At 69.9% G+C, this 22,311-nt stretch carries 24 protein-coding genes; 11 read left to right on the forward strand and 13 right to left on the reverse strand.

The window, feature by feature from the left end:
- The first annotated feature begins 47 nt into the window (after positions 1-47).
- On the forward strand, positions 48-371 hold the full coding sequence (locus ACE3TL_RS11440; protein WP_374578817.1) for a DUF1476 domain-containing protein: 324 nt from the start codon (positions 48-50) through the stop codon (positions 369-371).
- A 70-nt stretch (positions 372-441) separates the two neighbouring features.
- Here the strand turns inward: ACE3TL_RS11440 and ACE3TL_RS11445 are convergent, their stop codons facing one another.
- Positions 442-1,866, reverse strand: coding sequence for a coniferyl aldehyde dehydrogenase (locus ACE3TL_RS11445; protein ID WP_374578818.1), 1,425 nt, complete (start codon positions 1,864-1,866; stop codon positions 442-444).
- 156 nt (positions 1,867-2,022) lie between these two features.
- Between ACE3TL_RS11445 and ACE3TL_RS11450 the strand changes: the two genes are divergently transcribed.
- Entirely contained in the window at positions 2,023-3,264 is a 1,242-nt protein-coding gene (locus ACE3TL_RS11450; RefSeq protein WP_374578819.1) for an acetyl-CoA C-acetyltransferase, read from the forward strand.
- A gap of 39 nt (positions 3,265-3,303) precedes the next feature.
- Here the strand turns inward: ACE3TL_RS11450 and ACE3TL_RS11455 are convergent, their stop codons facing one another.
- The 7 genes from ACE3TL_RS11455 to ACE3TL_RS11485 form a co-directional block, all read right to left on the reverse strand.
- Positions 3,304-4,485: a PLP-dependent aminotransferase family protein gene (locus ACE3TL_RS11455; RefSeq protein ID WP_374578839.1), complete on the reverse strand. Its 1,182-nt coding sequence runs from the start codon at positions 4,483-4,485 to the stop codon at positions 3,304-3,306.
- Positions 4,486-4,536: 51 nt separating this feature from the next.
- Entirely contained in the window at positions 4,537-5,859 is a 1,323-nt protein-coding gene (gene purB, locus ACE3TL_RS11460) for an adenylosuccinate lyase (RefSeq protein ID WP_374578820.1), read from the reverse strand.
- A gap of 61 nt (positions 5,860-5,920) precedes the next feature.
- Positions 5,921-6,601 (reverse strand): MarC family protein, encoded by a 681-nt coding sequence (locus tag ACE3TL_RS11465; RefSeq protein WP_374578821.1) that lies wholly within the window; start codon positions 6,599-6,601, stop codon positions 5,921-5,923.
- Positions 6,602-6,622: 21 nt separating this feature from the next.
- Positions 6,623-8,107: a spinster family MFS transporter gene (locus tag ACE3TL_RS11470; protein ID WP_374578822.1), complete on the reverse strand. Its 1,485-nt coding sequence runs from the start codon at positions 8,105-8,107 to the stop codon at positions 6,623-6,625.
- A gap of 102 nt (positions 8,108-8,209) precedes the next feature.
- Entirely contained in the window at positions 8,210-9,454 is a 1,245-nt protein-coding gene (locus ACE3TL_RS11475; protein WP_374578823.1) for an RNA polymerase sigma factor, read from the reverse strand.
- The gene (locus tag ACE3TL_RS11480) at positions 9,451-9,816 is read right to left on the reverse strand and encodes a YciI family protein (protein ID WP_374532231.1); all 366 of its coding nucleotides are present in this window, start codon (positions 9,814-9,816) and stop codon (positions 9,451-9,453) included. Before ACE3TL_RS11480 ends, ACE3TL_RS11475 begins: the two co-directional genes overlap by 4 nt.
- Positions 9,817-9,912: 96 nt before the next feature.
- The gene (locus tag ACE3TL_RS11485) at positions 9,913-10,281 is read right to left on the reverse strand and encodes a DUF4180 domain-containing protein (RefSeq protein WP_374578824.1); all 369 of its coding nucleotides are present in this window, start codon (positions 10,279-10,281) and stop codon (positions 9,913-9,915) included.
- A 319-nt stretch (positions 10,282-10,600) separates the two neighbouring features.
- Here ACE3TL_RS11485 and ACE3TL_RS11490 point away from each other — a divergent pair, with 319 nt between their 5' ends.
- Positions 10,601-11,494 carry a LysR substrate-binding domain-containing protein gene (locus tag ACE3TL_RS11490; protein ID WP_374578825.1) on the forward strand — a complete coding sequence of 298 codons (894 nt, stop codon included), beginning with the start codon at positions 10,601-10,603 and terminating at the stop codon, positions 11,492-11,494.
- A 15-nt stretch (positions 11,495-11,509) separates the two neighbouring features.
- Here the strand turns inward: ACE3TL_RS11490 and ACE3TL_RS11495 are convergent, their stop codons facing one another.
- Together ACE3TL_RS11495 and ACE3TL_RS11500 are read right to left on the reverse strand one after the other, a co-directional pair.
- The gene (locus ACE3TL_RS11495) at positions 11,510-12,355 is read right to left on the reverse strand and encodes a ribokinase (RefSeq protein ID WP_374578826.1); all 846 of its coding nucleotides are present in this window, start codon (positions 12,353-12,355) and stop codon (positions 11,510-11,512) included.
- The gene (locus ACE3TL_RS11500; RefSeq protein ID WP_374578827.1) at positions 12,352-13,284 is read right to left on the reverse strand and encodes a nucleoside hydrolase; all 933 of its coding nucleotides are present in this window, start codon (positions 13,282-13,284) and stop codon (positions 12,352-12,354) included. The genes ACE3TL_RS11495 and ACE3TL_RS11500 overlap by 4 nt, the downstream gene beginning before the upstream one ends.
- A 92-nt stretch (positions 13,285-13,376) precedes the next feature.
- On the opposite strand from ACE3TL_RS11500, the gene ACE3TL_RS11505 reads away from it, so the two are divergent.
- Positions 13,377-13,634, forward strand: a complete 258-nt coding sequence (locus tag ACE3TL_RS11505) for a hypothetical protein (RefSeq protein WP_374578828.1) — start codon at positions 13,377-13,379, stop codon at positions 13,632-13,634.
- Positions 13,635-13,663: 29 nt separating this feature from the next.
- On the opposite strand, the gene ACE3TL_RS11510 is transcribed toward ACE3TL_RS11505, so the two are convergent.
- On the reverse strand, positions 13,664-14,932 hold the full coding sequence (locus ACE3TL_RS11510) for a spinster family MFS transporter (RefSeq protein ID WP_374578829.1): 1,269 nt from the start codon (positions 14,930-14,932) through the stop codon (positions 13,664-13,666).
- 212 nt (positions 14,933-15,144) lie between these two features.
- Here ACE3TL_RS11510 and ACE3TL_RS11515 point away from each other — a divergent pair, with 212 nt between their 5' ends.
- On the forward strand, positions 15,145-15,780 hold the full coding sequence (locus tag ACE3TL_RS11515) for a glutathione S-transferase family protein (protein WP_374578830.1): 636 nt from the start codon (positions 15,145-15,147) through the stop codon (positions 15,778-15,780).
- A 2-nt stretch (positions 15,781-15,782) separates the two neighbouring features.
- Complete coding sequence (locus ACE3TL_RS11520; protein WP_374578831.1) at positions 15,783-16,565, forward strand: M48 family metallopeptidase; 783 nt, start codon at positions 15,783-15,785, stop codon at positions 16,563-16,565.
- Here the strand turns inward: ACE3TL_RS11520 and ACE3TL_RS11525 are convergent.
- A complete protein-coding gene (locus ACE3TL_RS11525; RefSeq protein WP_374578832.1) occupies positions 16,562-16,759 on the reverse strand; it encodes a hypothetical protein in 198 nt (65 codons plus the stop codon). The genes ACE3TL_RS11520 and ACE3TL_RS11525 overlap by 4 nt on opposite strands.
- A gap of 82 nt (positions 16,760-16,841) precedes the next feature.
- Positions 16,842-18,341 carry an aldehyde dehydrogenase family protein gene (locus tag ACE3TL_RS11530; protein ID WP_374578833.1) on the reverse strand — a complete coding sequence of 500 codons (1,500 nt, stop codon included), beginning with the start codon at positions 18,339-18,341 and terminating at the stop codon, positions 16,842-16,844.
- A 636-nt stretch (positions 18,342-18,977) separates the two neighbouring features.
- Between ACE3TL_RS11530 and ACE3TL_RS11535 the strand changes: the two genes are divergently transcribed.
- The 5 genes from ACE3TL_RS11535 to ACE3TL_RS11555 form a co-directional block, all read left to right on the forward strand.
- Positions 18,978-20,300, forward strand: coding sequence for an MFS transporter (locus ACE3TL_RS11535; RefSeq protein WP_374578834.1), 1,323 nt, complete (start codon positions 18,978-18,980; stop codon positions 20,298-20,300).
- Between the two features lie 64 nt (positions 20,301-20,364).
- A complete protein-coding gene (locus tag ACE3TL_RS11540; RefSeq protein WP_374578835.1) occupies positions 20,365-20,514 on the forward strand; it encodes a hypothetical protein in 150 nt (49 codons plus the stop codon).
- Positions 20,515-20,535: 21 nt separating this feature from the next.
- A complete protein-coding gene (locus ACE3TL_RS11545) occupies positions 20,536-21,342 on the forward strand; it encodes a hypothetical protein (RefSeq protein ID WP_374578836.1) in 807 nt (268 codons plus the stop codon).
- Positions 21,343-21,486: 144 nt separating this feature from the next.
- Positions 21,487-21,744 carry a hypothetical protein gene (locus ACE3TL_RS11550; protein WP_374578837.1) on the forward strand — a complete coding sequence of 86 codons (258 nt, stop codon included), beginning with the start codon at positions 21,487-21,489 and terminating at the stop codon, positions 21,742-21,744.
- A gap of 76 nt (positions 21,745-21,820) precedes the next feature.
- Positions 21,821-22,311 (forward strand): TonB-dependent receptor plug domain-containing protein (locus ACE3TL_RS11555; RefSeq protein ID WP_374578838.1); only part of this gene is annotated, 491 nt, incomplete at its 3' end.

Genomic DNA, 22,311 nt, shown 5'->3' on the forward strand with positions numbered 1-22,311 from the left:
GGATCAGAGGATATGCAACGCCGACCGACCGCCTATCCGGGGAACACATGACGACCTTCGACGATCGCGAGCGTGGCTTTGAAAAGAAGTTCGAGCTCGACCAGGAGCTGGAATTCAAGGCTGGAGCCCGTCGCAACCGCCTGCTGGGCGAGTGGGCCGCCGGCCTGATGGGCCTGGGCGCCGACAGCGTCGCCGAATACGCCAAGGCCGTGGTGAAGTCCGACTTCGAGCTGCCGGGCGACGAGGACGTGCTGCGCAAGGTGTTCGAGGACCTGAAGGGCTCGGGCGTCGCGATCAGCGAGGGCGAGGTCCGCATGAAGATGGACGAGCTGCTGGCCCAGGCCCGCGAGCAGATTCGCTCCAGCCAGTAACGCCCGACGCCGAATCGAAAGAACGCCGCCCCTTGCAGGGCGGCGTTTTTCGTTGGGGCGGGGCTCCGGCCTATCGCCGCAACTGCCCGTCGAGATACTTACGGAAGGCCGGGCCGAAGGGCGGGCGCATCTGCTGCAGAGGCTTGTCGGCCTTGATCTGGCTGTAGATCGCCTTCTTGTGGCTGAACTCGCGGAAGCCGTCGACGCCGTGATAGCTGCCCATGCCCGAGGGGCCGACGCCGCCGAAGGGCAGGTTCTCCTGCGCCACGTGGAAGACCACGTCGTTGACCGTCACCCCGCCTGAGGTGGTGCGGCTGAGCACCGTCTCGCGCTCGGCCTCGTCGGCGCCGAAATAGTAGAGGCCGAGCGGGCGGTCGCCCTTGTTCACATAGGCGATGGCCTCGTCGATGCCGCTGTAGGTCTTCACCGGCAGGACCGGGCCGAAGATCTCCTCCTGCATGACCTTCAGGTCGTCGTCGGGATCGATGATCAGGGTGGGGGCGATCTTGCGATGCTCCTGCTGGGACAGGTCCTCGCCCTCCGGCTTCAGCTCGATCACCCGCGCGCCGCGGGCGCGGGCCTCGTCCACATAGGCCTTGATGCGGTCGTAGTGCCGCTGGGCGACGATCGCGGTGTAGTCGGGATTGTCCTTCAGCGTCGGGAACATCCGGGCGACCGAGGCCTGGGCGCCGGCGATGAACGGCTCCAGGCTTTCCTTCGGCGCCAGGACGTAGTCGGGGGCCAGGCAGATCTGGCCGGCGTTCAGGGTCTTGCCGTTCATGATCCGCGCCGAGGCGACGGCGACGTCGGCCGACTTGCCGAGGATCACCGGGCTCTTGCCGCCGAGTTCGAGGGTCAGCGGCACCAGGTTCTCGGCCGCCGCGCGCATGACGTGCCGGGCGATGGCGGTGGCCCCGGTGAAGATCAGGTGGTCGAAGGCGAGCGAGGAGAAGGCCTGGCCGACCTCCGGCCCGCCGGTGACGACGGCGATCTCCTCCTCGGAAAAGGCGCTCGCGAACATCCTGGCCATCAGGTCGGAGGTGGCGGGCGTGAACTCCGAGGGCTTGATCATCGCCCGGTTGCCGGCCGCCAGCACCCCCGCCAGCGGGGCGAAGGTCAGGTTCACCGGGAAGTTCCAGGGGCTGATGATCCCGACCACGCCCTTGGGCTGGAAGCGGACCTGCGCCTTGGCGCCGAACAGGCCGAGGATCGCCGGGGTCGGCTGGCGCTTCTCCGGGCGCATCCACCGGGCCAGGTTCTCCTTGGCGTGCTTGAGCGGGCCGATGGAGGCGGCGATGTCGGTGAAGGCGGTCGCCTCGCGCGAGCGCGAGCCGAAGTCCTCGTTGACCGCGTCCTCGATGGCGCGGCGGTTGTCGATCAGGAGGGCGATGGCCCGGTCGATGCGCTCGGCGCGGACCTGGGCGCTCGGTTCCCCGTCCCGCAAATGCGCGGCCTTCTGCCTGGCCAGCAAGGCGTTCATCGCGGCGGCGTCCATGGCTTTCCTTCTCCCGATCCCGATCCGGCGGATGTTCGGATAGTGACGTTAGGGAATGGAAGGCTGCGTGCAAATGCCTCTGGACTGACGCGGCGGCCGGTGGGCTCTTTTCGGCGGAACAGCCGGCGGAGCCGGGACCATCAGGAAGGAACGACCATGCCCGAAGCCCTCATCATCGACGCCGCGCGCACGCCGCGGGGGATCGGAAAGGTCGGCAAGGGCGCCCTGGCCGACTTCCATCCGCAACACCTGGCCGCCACGGTCCTGAAGGCCATCGCCGAGCGCAACAACCTCAACACCGCCGAGGTGGACGATGTGATCTGGGGCACCTCCAGCCAGCGCGGCAAGCAGGGCGGGGACCTGGGCCGGATGGCGGCGCTCGACGCCGGCTACGACGTCAAGGCCAGCGGCATGACGCTGGACCGGTTCTGCGGCTCGGGCATCACCACGGTGAACCTGGCCGCGGCGCAGATCATGTCGGGCATGGAGGACCTGGTGGTCGCCGGCGGGACCGAGATGATGTCCTACACCGCAGCCAGCGCCGACCGCTCGGCCGGGCCGCCGATGATGGACGCCGGCAATCTGAGCCTGCGCGCGCGCCATCCGCAGAGCCAGCAGGGCGTCTGCGCCGACGCCGTCGCCACCCTGGAAGGCATCGAGCGCCAGGCGCTGGACGAACTGGCCCTGGTCAGCCAGCAGCGGGCCGACGTGGCGATCCGCGAGGGGCGTTTCGACAGGTCGCTGGTTCCGGTCTATCGCGAGGACGGTTCGCTGGCCCTCGACCGTGAGGAGTTCCCGCGGCCGCAGACGACGCTGGAGGGGCTGTCGGCCCTGAAGGCCTCGTTCGAGATGATCGCCAACGTGCCGGTGGACGACAAGGGCACGACCTATGGCGACCTGATCCGGCAGGTCTATCCCGACCTGAAGATCAATCACGTGCACCACGCCGGCAATTCGTCGGGCGTGGTCGACGGGGCGGCGGCGGTCCTGCTGGCCTCGCGGGCCTATGCGGCCAGGAACGGCCTGAAGCCGCGGGCCAAGGTGCTGGCCATGGCCAATATGGGCGACAGCCCCACCCTGATGCTGAACGCCCCGGTTCCGGCCGCCCGGAAGGTGCTGGCCAAGGCCGGGCTCACCGTGGACGACATCGACCTCTTCGAGATCAACGAGGCCTTCGCGGTGGTGGCCGAGAAGTTCATCCGCGACCTGAAGCTCGACCGCGACAAGGTGAACGTGAACGGCGGGGCCATGGCCCTGGGCCACCCGATCGGCGCCACAGGCTCGATCCTCATCGGCACGGTGCTGGACGAACTGGAGCGCCGCGACCTGAAGCGCGGCCTGGTGACCATGTGCGCGGCCGGCGGCATGGCTCCGGCGATCATCATCGAGCGGGTCTGACGGAAAAGGATGCGGCCGCCGCGCTGGCGGCCGCATCCCTCAGAGCGCGCGGGCGATCAGCCGGGCCAGGCGCGCCACGCCGTCGTCGATCTGCGCGGGCGTGGGCAGGGAGTAGCTGAGGCGGATGGTGTTGGCCGCCGCGGTCTCGGCGAAGAACGGCGCGCCGGGCACGAAGGCGACCCGCTCCTCGGCGATGGCGCGGGCCAGGAGTTCCTTGCCGTCGATCCCTTCGGGCAGGCGGATCCAGACGAACATGCCGCCTTCCGGCTTCGACCAGGAGACGCCTTGCGGCATGTGACGGGCCAGCGCTTCGAGGATCGCCCCGGCCTTGGCGCCATAGGCGCCGCGCAGGCGTGAGAGGTGCTGCTCGTAACCCTCGCTGACGGTGCGCCAGCCGACCATCTGGTTGATGGTCGAGACGTGCAGGTCGCTGCCCTGCTTGAGCAGCACCAGCTTTTCGATCACCGCCTTGGGGCCGCAGACCCAGCCGAGCCGCAGGGCCGGCGAGAGGGTCTTGGAGAAGGTGCCGCAGAAGAGCGTGCGGGCGGCCTCGATCGAACCCGAACGGGCGATGTCCAGCGCCAGCAGGCTGGGCAGGGCCTCGCCGCCGAACCGCAGCTCGCGATAGGCCGCATCCTCGATCAGGGTCATGTCGAGCCGGTCGGCCAGGTCCAGCAGAGCCTCGCGTTCGGCCGGCGACAGGCTCTCGCCGGTCGGGTTGGCGTAGTCGGGCACGAAATAGCCCAAGGGCCGCGGCGCGCGGCCGGCCATCAGGGCCTGGGCGTCCACCCCCTCGGTCAGGGCCGTGGCCGGCAGGTCGAGATAGTCCGGCTCGTAGGCGGTGAAGGCCTGGAGCGCGCCGAGATAGGTCGGCCGGGCCACCATCACCGTGTCGCCGCGCGTCAGGAACAGCTTGCCCAGCAGGTCCAGCGCCTGCTGCGAGCCGGCGGTGAGCATGATGTTGTCCGGCGTGCAGGCGACGCCGTGGATCGCCATGCGCTCGGCGATCCATTCGCGCAGCGGCAGATAGCCCTCGCTGACCGAATACTGCAGCGCCTGCTGGGAAAGCTGCGGGTCGGCCAGCACCGCGTCATAGGCGGCCTGGATGCGGTCGGCGGGGAACAGCTCGGGGTCGGGGATGCCGCCGGCGAAGGAGAGGATGTCGGGCTGGTCGAGCAGCTTCAACAGCTCGCGGATCTCATTGGCGCGAACGCGGGTCATGCGGTCGCTGAAGCGCTGGGCCCAGTCGGTCTGGTCGGTCACGCTCCAGCCCTACTCTGCGGCCTTGGCCATCGCGTCCTGGCCGAACACCCGGGCGAAGACGACGTCGACGTTCTTGAAGTGGTAGCCGAGATCGAACAGGTCCTCGAGTTCGGCGTCGGAGAGGATCACCTCCGGGTCGGCCTTGAGGAAGTCGAGGAAGTTCCCCTCGCCGCGCCAGACCTTCATGGCGTTGCGCTGGACCGCGGCGTAGGCGCCTTCGCGGCTGATGTCCTTCTGGGTGAGCGCCAGCAGGACGCGCTGGGAGTGGACCAGGCCGCCCAGGCGGTCGAGGTTCTTCTGCATGTTGGCCGGGTAGACCAGCAGGCGGTCGACGACATTGGCCAGCCGGCGCAGGGCGAAGTCGAGGTGGACGGTGGTGTCCGGGGCGACGCCGCGCTCGACCGAGGAGTGGCTGATGTCGCGCTCGTGCCAGAGGGCGACGTTCTCCATGGCCGGGACCACGGCCGAGCGGACCAGGCGCGCCAGGCCCGTCAGGTTCTCGGTCAGGATCGGGTTGCGCTTGTGCGGCATGGCCGACGAGCCCTTTTGTCCGACGTCGAAGAACTCTTCGGCTTCCAGCACCTCGGTGCGCTGCAGGTGGCGGATCTCGACGGCCAGGCGCTCGACCGAGCTGGCGACGACGCCGAGCGCGGCGAAGTAGGCCGCGTGGCGGTCGCGCGGGATCACCTGAGTCGAGACCGGCTCGACGGCCAGGCCCATCTTCTGCGCCACATGGGCTTCGACCTCGGGGGCGACATTGGCGAAGGTGCCGACCGCGCCGGAGATGGCGCAGGTGGCGATCTCGAACTTCGCCATGGCCAGGCGCTCCTTGGCGCGCTGGAACTCGGCGTAGTGGCCGGCGAGCTTGAGGCCGAAGGTGGTCGGCTCGGCATGGATGCCGTGGCTGCGGCCGACGGTCGGGGTCAGCCTGAACTCGAAGGCCCGCTTCTTCAGCGCCGCCAGCACCAGGTCGACGTCCTCGATCAGGAGGTCGGTGGCGCGCGAAAGCTGGACGGCCAGGGCCGTGTCGTTGACGTCGGACGAGGTCATGCCCTGGTGCAGGAAGCGCGCCTCGGGGCCGACGATCTCGGTGACGTGGGTTAGGAAGGCGATGACGTCGTGCTTGACCTCGCGTTCGATGGCGTCGATGCGCTCGACGTCGAACACCGCGTCGCGGCCCTTTTCCCAGATGGTGTCGGCGGCCAGCTTCGGGATCACGCCCAACTCGGCCATCTTGTCGGCGGCGTGGGCCTCGATCTCGAACATGATCTTGAAGCGCGTCTGCGGGTCCCAGATCTTGGCGGCTTCCGGGCGGGCGTAACGGGGGATCATGGCGGGGCTCCTTCGGGGCGCGTGTTAGCCCCGAAGGTCGCAAATCGCAATCGCGGCGCGCCTAGCCGGCGGCTTTCAGATAGGTCGGGACCAGGCTTTCCAGGCCGCTGGAGATGATCTGCACCCCGACGCAGAGCAGCAGGAAGGCCACCAGCCGCGAGAGCACCCGCGCGCCGGACCGGCCGAGCATGGAGAGCACGACGCTGGACCAGCGGTAGAAGACGCCGACCATCACCGCCACCAGCAGGGCCGCCAGGCTGACCCCGATGAAGAAGCTGACCACGCCCTGGCCCTCGGCCGGGCGCTGGGAGGCGAGCGCGATGGCCACCGAGATCGCCCCCGGCCCGGTGGTGAAGGGCATGGTGAGCGGGAAGAAGGCCACGTCGTCCTGGGCGGTCTCGGCGGGGGCCGCTGCGTTGGCCTTGCGGTCCTCCTGCACCTGCGGGTCCATCAGCAGGCTCCAGGCGCGGATGGCGACCACCAGGCCGCCGGCCACCCGCAAGGCGCCCAGGCTGACGCCGAAGAAGCCGAGGATATAGCTGCCCAGCAACAGCGAGCCGAGCAGGATGAGGAGGGCGTAGAGGGCGATCCGCCAGGCCAGGATCTGCCGGTCGGCCCGGCCCTCGGTCACCTGATGGAAGGTGAGCGAGGCGCCTAGCGGATTGACGATCGAGAACAGGGCCGGGAACGCCAGGAGGAAGGCGCCGACGACCGTGGTGAGCGGAAGGGGACTGAGGTTCATGCCCGGTCCATATCAGCAGTCTCAGGCCCCGGCGGCCTCCATTTCGGTCTGCCTGAGCGCTGCGGCCATGTCCTTGGGCAGGGTGATGGCCGCCAGTAGGTAGTGGAGTCCGGCCCAGCCGTAGATCAGCAGGTTGAGGATGATGCCCTGCTGGGTGCCCTTGGCCACGGACGCCTTGCAGGCCGCGTCGATGGCCGCGCCCGCGCCTTCGCGGCCGATGCCGCCCGGGCACATCTCGAAGAACGAGCCGAGATTCTGCGCCGCGAAGAGGTGCTGGGAGAGCATGTCGATGCACCAGCCGCAGAAGGGCGGGCCGAAGCCGAGCGCGATCAGGTTCAGCACGAAGAACAGCAGGGCCGTGGCGGTGGCGCGCATCCGCAGGCTGACCGCGTTCTGGATCACTCCGAAGGTGGGGCCCAGATAGGTGTAGTGGAAGATGCCGGGGAGCAGCAGCAGGGCCGCGGCGATCTTCCAGTCGGGGCGGGTGTAGACGAGGATGTAGAGCGGGCAGGCGATCAGCAGGCCGATGGCCGGCACCAGGGCGTACCAGCGGCCGGACTTGCGGGCCGCCCAGTCGGTGAGGAAGCCGCCGAGCAGGGTGCCCGCGCCCGAGGCGACGCCGCCGATCAGGCCGAAGATGATCCCGACCGTCGCCAGGTCGAGGCCGAACTGGCGGATGAAATAGGGGGCGGAATACTGGCCGACGCCGTAGCCGGCGAAGGAGGCCAGGGTGATGCCGGCGACCATGTGGAAGAAGCCCCACCGGCCGAAGATGCGCTTGGCGACGGCGAGGATCGAGGGCGGTGCGGCGTGGACCGGCGGGGCGGTCTCGTCGCCCTCGGTGACCGGGACGTCGCCGGCCTGTTCGGCGACCAGGCGGTCGGAATAGCCGCGCGGCGGCTCCTTGACGAAGACCTTGAGCAGGATGGCGACGATCAGGCCGGGCAGGCCGACCATGAAGAAGGCCATCCGCCAGTCGAGGTTCTGGGCGATCCAGCCGCCGGCCACCGCGCCGAACATCGAGCCCAGCGGAATGCCGAAGGAATAGATCGACAGGGCCGAGGCGCGTTTCTTCGGCTCGAAATAGTCGGAGATCAGCGAGTGGGCCGGCGGGGACAGGCCCGCCTCGCCCACGCCCACGCCGACCCGGAACAGCAGCAGTTGCAGGAAGCTGTTGGCCATGCCGCAGAGGGCGGTGAAGCCCGACCAGATCACGATGGCGATGGTGATGATGTTGATGCGGCTGTGGCGCTCGGCGACCCGGGCGATAGGGATGCCGAGGGCGGTGTAGAGCAGGGCGAAGGCCAGGCCCCCCAGCAGGCCGAGCTCGGTGTCGGTCAGCTTCAGGTCGACCTTGATCGCCTGGCCGATGGTGGCGATGATCGTGCGGTCGATGAAGTTGAAGGTGTAGGCCAGGACCAGCAGCCACAGGACGGTCTGCTTGTATCCGTCCGAAAATAGCGGCTTGCGTGCGGGCGCTGCGGCGCCGGCGTCGGTCACGGCCATGAATCCCCCCTCGAGGCGACGTTGTTTTGCGCAGGTTACGCACGCCGCGCGGCGCAGGGGAAGAGGGCAGGCCGAGCTTGCCGCCCGCGCCCGGCCAGGGCCTCAGTTTTCGCCGCCCAGGCTGTCCAGGTGACGGCGGATATGGGCGGCCTCGGGCGTGCTGTTGGCCAGGGCGATGGCGCGGTCGAAGGCCTGGCGCGCCTCGCCGCGGCGACCGAGCTGCTTGAGGAAGCCGCCCCGGGCGCCATGGAAGTAGAAATAGCCGGAGAGCTGGCCCGAAAGCGGCTCGATCATCGCCAGGGCCGCCTCCGGCCCGGCGGTCTTGGAGACGGCCACGGCGCGGTTCAGCGTCACCACCGGCGATGGGGTCATCTGCTCCAGGGCGGCGTAGAGTTGGTCGATCTGGGTCCAGTCGGTAGCCGCGGCGGTCGGGGCGCGGGCGTGCAGGGCGGCGATGGCGGCCTGGACCTGATAGGCGCCCGGCGCGCGGTGGCGCATGGCCTTGTCCAGCAGGGCCAGGCCCTCGGCGATCATGCCGCGGTTCCAGCGGTTGCGGTCCTGGTCTTCCAGCAGGACGACCTGGCCGGCTTCATCGAACCGCGCGGCGGCGCGCGACTGCTGGAGCAGCATCAGGGCGACCAGGCCCATGATCTCCGGTTCGGCGGGGAAGAGGCGCAGCAGCAGGCGGCCCAGGCGGATGGCTTCGAGCGCGAAGGGCGCGCGGGCGTCCGCCTCGGCCAAGGTCGCTGAATAGCCCTCGTTGAACATCAGGTAGACGACGGCGGCCACGTCGGCCAGCCGCTCGGTCCGCTCGACCGGGCCCGGCGCCTCGAAGGGAACCTTGGCCTGGGCGACCCTGGCCTTGGCGCGGGTGATCCGCTGCTCCATCGCCGCCTCGCTCACCAGGAAGGCGCGGGCGATCTGCCGGACGCTGAGGCCGCAGACGATGCGCAGGGCGACGGCGACCTGCTGCACCGCGGGCAGGTCGGGATGGCAGCAGATGAACAGCAGGCGCAGGATGTCGTCGCGATAGTCCGAACCGTCGAGCCGCTCGGCCAGGGGCGCCTCGACATCGTCGAGGTCGGAGAGGGTCTCCTCCGGCGGCAGAGCCTGCTGGCGCGCGCGGCGGCGGACGCCGTCTATACCGCTGTTGCGCCCGACCAGGATCAGCCAGGCCGCCGGATCGCGCGGCGGCCCCTTTTCCGGCCAGGACTTCAGCGCGCGCGGGCAGGCTTCCTGAAACGCCTCCTCGGCCACGTCCAGGTCGCGGAAATAGCGCAGGAGGGCGCTGACCGCCTGCGGGCGGGCCGAGGCGAGGGCCGCGTCGATCCAGGCGGGGTCGGTCACGCCATCGGGCTCCCTGGCAGGTAGAGCATCAGCGGGCGCAGTTCGTAGGCGCCGCCGGGATTGGCCTGGCCGAGGTCGCGGGCGATCTGCAGGGCTTCGTCGAGGGTCTCGACATCGACGATGTAGAAGCCGAGCAACTGCTCCTTGGTCTCGGCGTAGGGGCCGTCGACCACCAGGTTCTGGGCCTTGCGAAGCGTGGTGGCCGAGGTGGTCGGCAGGAGACGGATAGCCGGGCCGAGCTTGCCGTCCCGGGTGAGCCTCTGCTGGACGACGTCCAGGCGGGCCATGACCGCGTCGTCCTCTTCCTGGCTCCAGGCGGAGGTGACGGCCTCGTCGTTGTAGCAGAGGATGGCGTAGCGCATTTCAAGCCTCGGTTCTTGCCAAGGACGGGCGGAGGCGCCCGTCGCCGACAGAGGTCCCACAGAAAAACGCTGCGGGCGAGGCCGCGCGCTCCGGGCTCAGGCGCCCGACAGGCGCCTGGCCAGGGCGTCCAGGTCGTCGGCGAACCAGACCTGGCTTCCGCGGTTGGACTCGCGCACGAAATCGCCGAGCGGGGCGCTGGCCGCCAGGGGGCCGGCGATGTCCCCGACGATCGCCACGCGCAGGCCATAGTTGACGAAGGTCTGCAGCACCTCGCCGGCCAGGCCCGAGGAGAGGCGCAGGAACTCCGGCGACAGGCGGGCGACGGGCAGCACCACCAGCCGCGCCTGGTGCGAGAAGGCCGCGCCGATCAGGTCGCCGGCGTCGCGGCCGGACGACAGCGGCGGGGCGTCGGCGGGCCAGGCGACGGCGCGGGTTCCGGCGAGGTCGATGAGGTCCATGGCCATCTGCGCAGCCAAGCGTCCAGGTTGCGACATCGGGCGCCGCATAATGCGTCCTTATGCGCCTCCATGGGCCTATTTGGGAGACAGGAGAGGACTTTCAGGGAGCTTTATTCGTGAGATTGGATCACGAATGGGTGGCCGATTAGTCGTTTGCGGCCTGGGCCGGGCCTCCGCATGCTCGCGCGGCGCATCAAGGAGCGGACCGATGGCGAACGGTGGGCTTGCGATGACGACGGGCGGGCTGGACGCCGCGCGGGGGGAGACGATTGCCGGAGGCCGTGGCAGGCTCCTATAACGACGATATCGCCGCGAGCAGAGATCCATGCCCAAGCGAAGCTTGCCGCCGCTGACCGCCCTGCGCGCCTTCGAGGCCTTCGCCCGGCTGGGCCGCATGAACCTGGCGGCCGACGAACTCTGCGTCACCCATGGCGCGATCAGCCGCCAGGTCCGGGGGCTCGAACGCCATTGCGGCGTGCGGCTGACCGAGGGGCCGCGGAACGGTCTGCGCCTGACCGAGGCGGGGCGGCGGTTCGCCGAGGCGCTGGGCGGGGCGTTCGACGGCATAGAGCGCTCGTTCCTGGCCCTGCGCGGGGCGGGGGAGAGCGAACTGCATCTCTCGTGCGTCGGCACCCTGGCCATGCGTTGGCTGATCCCCCGGCTGCCGGCCTTCCACGCCCGCCATCCGGGGCTGAACATCCGGGTGACCGAAGCCTATGGGCCGGTCGATTTCGGCAAGGACCCGTTCGATGCGGCGATCCGCCTGACCGAGCAGGCGCCCGGCGAAGGCGTCGAGGCCACCCCGTTCCTCGACAATTTCCACGGCCCGGTGATGTCGCCGCAGGTGGCGCGGCAAGGGCTGGGCGCGGCGCCTCGCCTGCAGACCCGGCCCCATCGCCAGGCCTGGCGCGAATGGTCGCTGCATGCGGGGGTGGAGCCGCCCGACAGCGGCCTGCACCGGGAATACGAGCACCTGTTCTACATGCTGGAGGCGGCCGCGGCGGGGCTGGGCGCCGGGGTTTCGCCCTGGATCTACGTGGCCGGAGACATCGCCTCGGGCCGGCTGGTCGCGCCCTACGGCTTCGTGCGCACGCCGGCGCGCTTCGTCTTCGTGACGCCGACCGGCAAGGTGACGCCGGTGGCCGAGGCGTTCCGAGCCTGGCTGCTGGAGGAGGCGGCGATCGCGCCGCCGCCGCCGCTGGCCGCCGTCGCCGCCTGAGCTATCGCGCCAGAACTATCGCAAGAGCGCCTCGACCTCGGCGCGGCCGGGCAGCGAGGGCTGGGCGCCGGGACGGGTCGCGGCCAGCGCGCCGGCGGCGCAGGCGAAGGCGAGGGCGGCCTCGGGCGGGCGGCGCTCCAGCAGGGCGAGGGTCAGGGCCGCGACGAAGGCGTCTCCGGCTCCGGTGGCGTCGATCGCCTCGACGGGCGGCGGCGCGGCGGAGGCGATCAACTCGCCGCGGCGATAGAGGCCCGCGCCCCTGGCGCCCCAGGTGATCGCGACCAGGCCGGGCAGGGCGTGCAGCGCCTGGCCGTAGAAGGCCGCCTCCGTCTCGTTGACCACGACGAGGTCGGCGCGGGCCAGGGTGTCGGCGGGAACGGGCGCGGCCGGGGCAAGGTTCAGGCAGACGAACCCCCGCGCGAAGGCGACGGCGCGGGCGACGGTTTCGAGCGGAATCTCCAATTGGCAGATAAGCGCGTCCTGGCTTGCGAGCGGCAGGTTTGGCGGCCGCGCTTCCATATTGGCGCCGGATGCGACGACGATCTGGTTCTCGCCGTCCGGGGCCACGGCGATCAGGGCGACGCCGGTGGGCGCGGCGGGGTGGACGGCGCAGCCGGAGAGGTCGACGCCCTCGGCCCTCAGCAGGGCGAGCGTCTCGTCGGCGAGGCCGTCGGCGCCGACGCAGCCGACCAGCGAAACCGCCGCGCCGAGGCGGCGGGCGGCCAGGGCCTGGTTGGCGCCCTTGCCGCCGGGATGGCGGACGAGCACGGCGCCGGTGACGGTCTCGCCCGGCGCGGGCAGGCGCGAGGCGCTGGCGACGAAGTCGAGATTGACCGAGCCGACGACGGTGATGCGGGTCATCGCGCCAGCCGCGCGGCGAGCAGGGCGAATATCGCGTCGGCGTCCGCCCCGGTCGCCCAGCGGACGGCGGCGGCGTCCGGGTCGGGGAGGCGGAACTCGACCGCCGTGTGGCCGAGGGTGAGGGGCGAGGCGGTCTCGACCCGCAACGTGCAGGGGCGCAGGGTGAAAAGATGCGGCGCCAGCAGATAGGCGATCACGCAAGGGTCGTGGAGCGGCGCGCCGGCCCCCCCGACGATGTCGCGCTCGATGGCGTTGGAGAACGCCAGCAGGGCGGCGCAGGCGCGGGCGGCCGGCGTGTCGATGGCCGCGACCGCTGCGGTGCGGGCCGGGTCGGACCGGACCTGGTGGGTGACGTCCAGTCCCATCGCCACGCAGCGGGCGCCGGAGGAGAAGACGATCTGCGCCGCGTGCGGATCGGCCCAGATGTTGTACTCGGCCGAGGCGGTGATGTTGCCGCCCTCGCGCCGGGCGCCGCCCATCACCACGACCTCGCCCAGGCGCGGGACGATCTCGGGGCGCAGGCGCATGGCCAGGGCGAGGTTGGTGCAGGGGCCGGTGACGGCCAGGGCGACCTCGCCCGGGGCGTGAGCCATCACCAGGTCGGCGATGATATTGGCGGCGTGGCCGGGCTGGACGCCTCGGGCGGGCTCGATCAGCGGCAGGTCGCCCAGGCCGCTCGGCCCGTGGAAGGCGCCGGCGTCGAAGGGCGGGCGGACCAGCGGGCCGCGGGCGCCGGCATGGATCGGCACGTCCTCGCGGCCGGCGATCTGGCGGATCACCGCGGCGTTGCGCGCGGTCAGGTCGGCGGCGACGTTGCCGGCGACCGTGGTGACGGCGAGGATTTCCAGATCCTGCGGCGAGGCGAAGGCCAGGAAGAGGGCGACGGCGTCGTCCACGCCGGGGTCGCAGTCGAAGATGATCTTTTGCACCGGGCCATCTTCGGGAGGAACGGCGCGGGCGGCAAGGCTTGGCCGCCGGGCCGGCGCATGGCAAGCCGGCGGGAGGTTCTGGAGGACGAGCGATGGCGGAAGGCGGCGGGCGGCGGTTGGCCCCCGAACTGATCGGGCGGGGGATCGCCCTGGCGATGGTGGCGGCGGCGGTGTTCGTGGCCCCGCCGGCGAAGTTCTGGCTGGCCGCGGCGGGCTGCGCCCTGGCGGCGGCGGTGTTCCTGGTCCAGGCGGCCCTGGGGCGGCCGGTGCGCCGGGCGCGCTGGCTGAACGCGGTGTTCGGCGTGATCTTCGCCGTCACCGCGATCTGGCTGGTGTTCCTGAGGAATTAGGGAGGGCGCGGGCGCGCCCTCCCTGCCGCCTAGCTGACCATTTCCTCGCGGATCGTCTTGCGGGCGATCCAGAAGAGGGCGAAGGCGACGAAGCCGAAGCAGGTCGAGAGCATCAGCGCCCAGCGCACGCCCTGGGCCGAGCCGAGGCCGACGCCGTTGCTCATGATGTCCGACAGGATGCCGACGGCGAGCGGGCCGAGGCCCAGGCCGATCAGGTTGATCGTGAACAGCAGGATGGCCGAGGTGGTGGCGCGCATGTGCGGCGGCACGATCGACTGGCCGATGGCGTAGACCGGGCCGTACCACAGCGAGCCCAGCAGGCCGTTGATGACCAGGATCCAGAGGGCGACAGAGGCGGACGGGACGCTGACCGCCACGATGTAGATCGGCACCGACAGCAGCGAGGCGATGGCCGGGACCGAGACGTAGCCGCGCAGGTCGGTCTTGGCGTAGCGGTCGGCGATCTGGCCGCCGAGATAGGAGGAGATCGCCCCGGCGGTGCCGCCCATCAGGCCGAGCGCCAGGCCCAGGAAGCCGACCGATTGCAGATTGAAGGCCTCGGCCAGGCCCTTCACCTCCTCGCCGTGGACCCGCAGGAAGAACGAGGCCGTGAACGGGGCGTGGCCATAGCCGATGAAGGCCTTGATGGCCGCGCCCAGGGCGATGAGCCAGAAGGTCTTCTTCGTACCGAGGTACTTGAGGGTTTCGCTGAAGCTGGCCTGGGTCGACTGGATGGCCGCCGAGTGCTGGGCCATCAGCTTGCGCGGCTCCTTCAGGGTGAACCAGCAGAGCAGGGCGAAGATCACGCCCGGCGCGCCGGCGACCAGGAAGGCCATGCGCCAGCCGTAGGCGTCGGCCACCAGCCCGCCCATCACCAGGCCCAGCAGGCCGCCCAGCGGCGTGCCCATCGAATAGAAGGCGAGCGCCGAGGCGCGCTTCTCCTTGGGCACGTAGTCGGCGATCAGCGAGTGGGCCGGCGGGGTGCAGCCGGCTTCGCCGACGCCGACGCCGATCCGGAAGAGGACGAGCTGGACGAAGTTCTGCGCCGCGCCGGACAGGGCGGTGAACCCGGACCAGAGGGCGACCGCCGTGCCGATGATCATCGGACGGTTGCGGCGCTCGGCCATGCGGGCGATCGGAATGCCCAGCACGGTGTAGAAGATCGCGAAGGCCAGGCCGCTCATCAGGCCGAGCTGCCAGTCCGCGAGGTTCAGGTCGTTCTTGATCGGCTCGGCCAGAATATTGACCACGGCGCGATCGAGGAAGTTGACGATGTAGATCCCCAGCAGGAGGAACATCGCATACCGCGTATAAGAAGCAGAATATGGGGCGGCGCTGACCGCTGGAGTTGCGGGGGGAGCGCTCGGCTCAACCGAAGGCGCTGCGGTCTCCGTCATGAAAGGCGTTTCCTGCGAAAATGGACGAACACAATTTCTTATGGTTGGTCCCCACTCTAGACGAGCCGGGGGGGGCTTGGGCAATAGGCTGACGCAAGGAAAAGGAGCGACCGATGGAACTCGTGATCGGAACCCGGCGGTGGTCCACCTGGTCGTTGCGGCCCTGGCTCGCCCTGAAACGCACCGGCGCCGCGTTCGAGGAGACGGTGATCGCCCTGCGGCAGGACGAGGGGCGGACCGAGGCGGCCATACTGCGCCATTCGCCGTCGGGCTTGGCGCCGGCGCTGAAGGACGGCGAGCTGACGATCTGGGATTCGCTGGCGATCTGCGAATACCTGGCCGAGAAATTCCCGCAGGCGAAGCTGTGGCCGGCCGATCCGGCCCTGCGCGCCCTGGCCCGCTCGGCGGCCGCGGAGATGCACTCGGGGTTCCAGTCGCTGCGCGGCGAATGCCCGATGGCGCTGGAGGCCGAACCCAAGGCGGTCGCGCTGTCGGAGGCCACCCAGAAGAACATCCGGCGGATCGTTTCGCTGTGGTCGAGCTTGCTGGCGCGCTCGGGCGGGCCCTTCCTGGCCGGCGAGTGGTCGATCGCCGACGCCTTCTACACCCCCGTCGCCACGCGGCTGCGGACCTATGGCGTCCATCTGTCGGACTATGGCGACGACGGGACGTGCGGCGCCTATGCGGCCAGGCTGCTGGCCACGCCGGAGTTCCTCGAATGGGAGGCCGCGGCGAGGGCGGAGGCCTGAGCATGGCCTGCCTGTGCCATCGCTCGCGCCGCGGCGTGCTGGCCCTGCTGGCCGCGGGCCTGGCGCTGGGCGGTTGTTCGGAGAATGCGGCGACGGGCCGCAGCCAGTTCGCGGTGGCGCCGGACGAGATGCTGGCGGACATGGCCGACCAGGCCTGGGCGGACCTGAGCCGCGAGACTCCGCTGGCGGCCGATCCGGTCGCGCAGGCGCGGCTGGAGCGGGTCGGCTGGCGAATCGTCGAGGCGAGCGGGCGCACCGACCTGGACTGGGAGTTCGCGGTCTTCGACCGGCCGGAGATCAACGCCTTCGTCCTGCCGAACGGCAAGGTGGCGGTGTTCCGGGGGCTGATGGAGTTCGCGGCCGACGACGACGAGTTGGCCGCCGTGCTGGGACACGAGGTCGGCCACATCCTGGCCCGGCACCCGGCCGAGCGGGTGAGCCAGCAGTTGGCGGTCGAGCTGGGCGTCAACGTGCTGCAGGCGATCCTGGCCAGCGGGGACTATGCCGAGCATGCGGGGGAGATCGCCGGCGCCCTGGGCATGGGGGCGGTCTATGGGGTGATCCTGCCCTATTCGCGCAGCCACGAGCTGGAGGCAGACCGGCTGGGGGTCGACCTGGCGCAGCGGGCGGGCATGGACCCGGCCGGCGCGGTGCGGTTCTTCGAGCGGATGGCCCGCGAGGGCGCGGGACAGGCGCAGCCGCCGGAGGTGCTGTCGACGCACCCGGCCGACGAGCCGCGGCTGGCGGCGCTGCGCGAAGCGGTGGCGGCGCTGCCGAAGGGCTAGATTTCGAGAGGAGCGGGCGGTTCGGCGCCCGAATTGCGGAAGGCCTGGGCCTCGGCTTCGGCCTGGCTGGGGGCGACGCCGCCGGCCACCAGTTCGCCGTCGATATCGAAGACCCGCCAGCGCCAGCCATGTTCGGCCGGATCGATCGCATAGGCCAGCTCGCCCATCGCCTGCCCCCCGATGACGTCCCGCATCGGGACCCGAGGGCGTTTCGGCAGCAAGCGGCGGACCAGACGGGAGACGTCGCGGGGGCGGGAAGGCCCCCGCGACAGGCCGTCAGTAGGCGATGCAGACCGACTTGCTCTCGGTGAAGGCCTCGAGCGCCTGCGGGCCGAAGTCGCGGCCGACGCCCGATTCCTTCACCCCGCCGAACGGCATGTTCGGGTCCAGCGGGATGTGGCTGTTGACCCAGACGGTGCCGGCGCGGATCTGCGGGATGGCTTCCATGGCGCGGCTGAGGTTTTCGGTCCACAGGCTGGAGGCCAGGCCGTAGCGGCTGTCGTTGGCCAGGGCGATGGCCTCTTCGGCGCTGTCGACCGGGGTGATGCTGACCACCGGCCCGAACACTTCGGCCTGCTGGATCGGGTGATCGGCCCTGGCGCCGACGACCAGGGTCGGGGCGACGAAATAGCCGCGGTCGGGCGTGCGGGCGCCGCTGACGATGTCGGCGCCGTGCTCGCGGGCGGTGGCGATGTGGCCGCGGACGCGGTCGCGCTGGATGGCCGAGACCAGCGGATTGACCTCGGCGGCCGGGTCGAGGCCCGGGCCCATCGACATGCCGGTCATGGCGCCGGAGAGGGCGTCGACCAGCGGGGCGTAGAGGTTGCGCTCGACATAGATGCGCGAGGCGGCGGCGCAGACCTGGCCGCTGTTGAGCAGCGAGCCGGCCAGCAGGCCCGGCACGACCTTCTCGAGGTTGGCGTCGCCCAGCACGATGGCCGGGTTCTTGCCGCCGAGCTCCAGCGCCACGCGGGTCATGTTGTCGATGCAGGCGCGGGCGATGTCCTTGCCCACCGGGGTCGAGCCGGTGAAGCTGACCTTGGCGACCAGCCGATGGGTGGTCAGGGCCTTGCCGGTGGTCTGGCCGCGGCCGTTGACGACGTTGAAGACGCCCGGGGGCACGCCGGCGTCCAGGGCCAGTTCGGCCAGGCGGAAGCTGGTGAGCGGGGTGATCTCCGACGGCTTCAGGACGACGGTGCAGCCGGCGGCGAGCGAGGGCATGACCTTCCAGACGCCGATCATCAGCGGGAAGTTCCAGGGCGCCACGCCGGCCACGACGCCCAGCGGCTCGCGGCGGGTATAGGCGTTGAAGCGGGCGCCGGGCGGCGCCGGGATCGAGACGTCGAGGGTGTGGCCGGTGATCTTGGTCGTCAGGCCCGCGACGTAGCGCATGTATTCCACCGTCGCGCCGACATCGATGGCGCGGGCGATGTTGATCGACTTGCCCTGGTTCCAGCTCTCGATCTGGGCCAGCTCCTCGGCGTGGGCTTCGACCAGGTCGGCGAACTTGAGCAGGATGCGCTCGCGGTCGGCGGGGCGCAGGCGCGACCAGCGCCCGTCCTCGAAGGCGGCATGGGCCGAGCGCACGGCGGCGTCGACCTCGGCCTCGCCGGCCTCGCCGAGACGGGCGATCACCTCCTCGGTCGCCGGGTCGTAGACGTCCAGGCGGATGTCGGAGGCCGGGGCGACCATGCGGCCGTCGATGAAGGCGCCGGTGGCGCGGCCGGCCAGGGCGGGCGCGGCCGGGGTGAGCTGGATCAGGGTGGTGGCGGTCATCGGGCGGTGTCTCCCCTCGGGCGGCTTGGCCGGCGCGTCATTGACTGGACTTGGCGTCCGACGGAACCCCCGGCCCGGGCTTCGGCGAGCCCCGGCGACGGATCGGTCGGTCAAGGTAATTAATATCATAAATTCCTGCGTTGGAAGGGCCAGCCGCGGTTCCGGCATTCGCGGAGGGCCGCCGAGGTCACATGTGAATTCGACGGGGGCGTCCGACGTTGGAATCGGGGCGGGTCGCGTTTCCCATGTGAACAGGGAGAGATCATCGGCCCCATATTTGCGCAGCCGAAATTATGGCGGGAAAAATCTCGTCTGGATTAGCTCTGTCTTCGCGGTCCATATTCTTTCTATTGAGAGAATAGGGGCGAGGGTCGGGAATAGACGCCGATCTCGTTACGCGAAACGCTCGCAATTGGGTCGCCTTTACACGAAAGTTCACATGTGTAGAGTCTGGACCGTCGACGGGTCCTGAAGTCTCGTCGCGGCGAGGGAAGGGACGTCGAAAGCCCCTTGGGGGACGACGGGGCCGGCCGCCTGGCGCGGCGGGGCCTCTTTGCTCGAAAAATGGATTTGCGCGGCTGGGCCGCCGGTGGAGGCCGGCGGACCGGACGCTGGAAAACGGACGAGGAGAGCGCGATGGCCAGCGAGGGGGCGGCGTCGGCGGCGACGATCGGAGCGGCGGGGCAGGGGCGCCTGTCCTGGCGCGAATGGCGGGTGATCATCCTGGCCAGCCTGGGCGGGGCGCTGGAGTACTACGACTTCGTGGTCTACGGCATCTTCGCCAAGTACATCGCCGCGGCCTTCTTCCCCAGCAACGATCCGCTGGTTTCGCTGATGCTGTCGTTCGCGGTGTTCGCGGTCGGCTATGTCGCCCGGCCGCTGGGCGGGATCATCCTGGCGCACTTCGGCGACAAGTACGGGCGCCGGCGCGTCTTCATCGCCTCGATCCTGCTGATGTCGGCCTCGACCTTCGGCATGGGCCTGCTGCCCACGGCGGCGACCTGGGGCGTCGCGGCGAGCATGCTGATGATCCTGCTGCGCCTGACCCAGGGCTTCTGCCTGGGTGGGGAGCTGCCGGGGGCCATCACCTATGTCGTCGAGACCGCGCCCAAGCGCGCGGGGCTGGCCTGCGGCGTCATCTTCGTCTGCGTCAATTCGGGGGTGATGCTGGCCGCGCTGCTCAGCCTGATCGTCCACGAGACGATGAGCGCCGAGGACGTGGCCAACTGGGGCTGGCGGATCGCCTTCCTGATCGGCGGCGCCCTGGGCCTGATCAGCTTCTGGCTGCGGCTGTCGCTGGAGGAATCGCCCGAGTTCGAGGCCATGCGCCACACCGCGGCCAAGCAGCCGCTGGGCGAGCTGGTCCGCTCGCATCCGGGGCCGATCTTCGTGGGCATCGCCATCGTGGCTTCGATGGCCGGCTTCAACGGCCTGCTGTTCGCCCACCTGCCCGCCTATCTGACCACGGTGCTGAAGTACGGCAGCGTCGAGGCGATGACCGCCCAGAACGTCTGCCTGGCGGTGATCTCGGTCGGCAATCTCTTCTGGGCCTGGCTGGGCGACAAGATCCCGCGCCGCTACCTGCTGATGGCCGGCTCGGCCCTGGTGGCGCTGCTGGCCGCGCCGTTCTACCACGCCGCCGCAGAGCGGACGGTGGGGTTGATCCCGCTGGTGGTGATCGCCGGCGTGATCGGGTCGCTGTTCCTGGGCACCTTCGCGGCCATCCTGGCCGACCTCTATCCGACCCGCATCCGCTTCAGCGGGGTGGCGGTCTCGATGAACCTGGGCGTCACGATCTTCAGCGGCGCGGCGCCTCTGGCGGCGACCTGGCTGATCTCGGCCACCGGATCGCCGGCCGGCCCGGGCTACTTCATGACCTTCGCAGCCCTGATCGGGGTCGCCGGCAGCCTGTTCCTCAAGCGCTACGACGGCCAGATTCGCGTGCGCGGCGGCGACTGACCGACGAAGGACGGACGGCCGTGGGGGGAATTTCAGCGAGGAGGAGCGGGCCGCGACCCTGGCGATGGGCCGGCCCAATCCGATCACCCCCGCGGCGCTGGAAGCCACCGCCCCCGACACCAAGACCCACCAACCGCAAAAACGGGCGGGCCCCCGCGTGGTCGACGCCCAGACCCGCGAGATCGAGCGGATCGACCCTTCCTACAAGACCTAACGAACGACGGGAGCACCGAGGATGAGCAACAACCGCATCGGCAAGAAGCTGACCACGACGGCGGCCATGGCCGTGGCCCTGGCCGCGATCGCCCCGACCTGGTCGGTCGCCCAATCCGCGCCGCCCGTCGCCGGCGCGCCGGTCTCCGAAGCGCCCGGCGCCGTGCCGAAGGGCGTGCCGGACATGAACGGGATCTACTATGCGACGACCGGCTTCAGCTACACGCCGAACAACCCGCGCGGCGCCAAGCAGCACCCGCCGCTGACCCCGGAATACGCCAAGATCTACGCCGACCACGTGGCCGCGGCCGATGCGGGCCTGCCCACCGGCGACCCGACCGCCAACTGCCTGCCGCAGGGCATGCCGCGGTTCATGAACATGCCGTTCGGCTTCGAGATCCTGCAGACCCCCAAGCAGATCAACTTCACCTCGGAATGGAACGAGCAGACCCGCCGGATCTACATGGACGGCCGCGGCCATCCCGACGACCTGGAGCCCTCGTACAACGGCCACTCGATCGGCCATTGGGAAGGCGACACCCTGGTGATCGAGACCGTCGGCCTGCGCGCCGACACCGTGCTGGACGCCAGCGGCATCCCGCACAGCGACATCACCCGCGTCGTCGAGCGCATCCGCTTCGTCGACCCGGTCACCCTGCACGCCGACGTCACCATCTATGACCGCAAGGCGTTCACGATCGATTGGACAGTGACCAAGGTCTACAAGCTGCAGAAGGACCATCCGGGCCTGAAGGAATACATCTGCCTGGAAAACAACCGTAATCCCGTCAACGAGAAGGGTCAGACCACCACCATCCTGCCGAAGTAGGCGCGATGCGGGCGGGGGATGATCCCAAGGGTCTGCGCGGCCTTGCTGCCGGCGGGCGCCGGCCTTCGATCAGCCCCCGCCGCTCAAGGGCGATGCGGCCGTGCCTATGCGGCGCGGATCAGCCCGGGCGGCAGTGGCAGAGTGTTGTTCGATCAGATTACTTTGATCGATGAACGGATGCTTGCGAAATCCTGGACTTGCCAAATGGTTTACGAGCGCCGGCCGGGCGCCTTCGTCAGCGATTACATATGTGTCGAGCGCGGCGAGGATAACCCGTGCTGGGTGTCTGGGGACGGCGCCGCTACCGTGCATAGCCGGCGGCAGGACCGAAAATTTCGCAGCGTGAAAAAGGAAATGGCGCTTGGCGCACAGGCCGGTTCGCCGGTGCTACAGGGGCGCTGATTAGTCACGCGAAGAGTCGCGCATAGGGAAAACCCGACGCGGCGTCTTCGCCAACGACCGGGGACATAAAGTAATCATGAAGTCGATTGAAAGCCACCTTAGGTCGAGCGCGAGCATCGCTGCGATCTCGATCGCCGCAGCCCTCGCCGCCGGCCCGGTTCTCGCCGCCGAAAGCGCAGCCTACCAAGTCGAGGAAGTCGTCATCACCGCCAACAAGCGCGGCGCCGAATCCGTTCAGGACGTCGGCACCAGCATCGGCGTGCTCAGCGGCGAGGCGCTGGCTCAGCGCGACATCAAGGAATTCATCGACATCACCCGCAACGTCGCGGGCCTGAACGTCGTCGACCAGGGGCCGGGCCAGAAGACCTTCATGATCCGCGGCCTGATCGGCGCGGGGGAATCCACCGTCGGGCTCTATTACGACAACCTGCCGACCAACGGTGTCCGTCGTCAGAAGTTTTGGGACAGTGGGGCTTTGGATTTAGCGGAGGATTGGGCTCGTCTGGGGTTGATATCTAGGCGGCGATTTTGCGGTGCTGCAAGCGCCGATGTTCGAGGGTCTGTCGC

Origin of the sequence: Phenylobacterium sp. (assembly GCF_041920015.1) — a bacterium.
GTDB lineage: Bacteria > Pseudomonadota > Alphaproteobacteria > Caulobacterales > Caulobacteraceae > Phenylobacterium.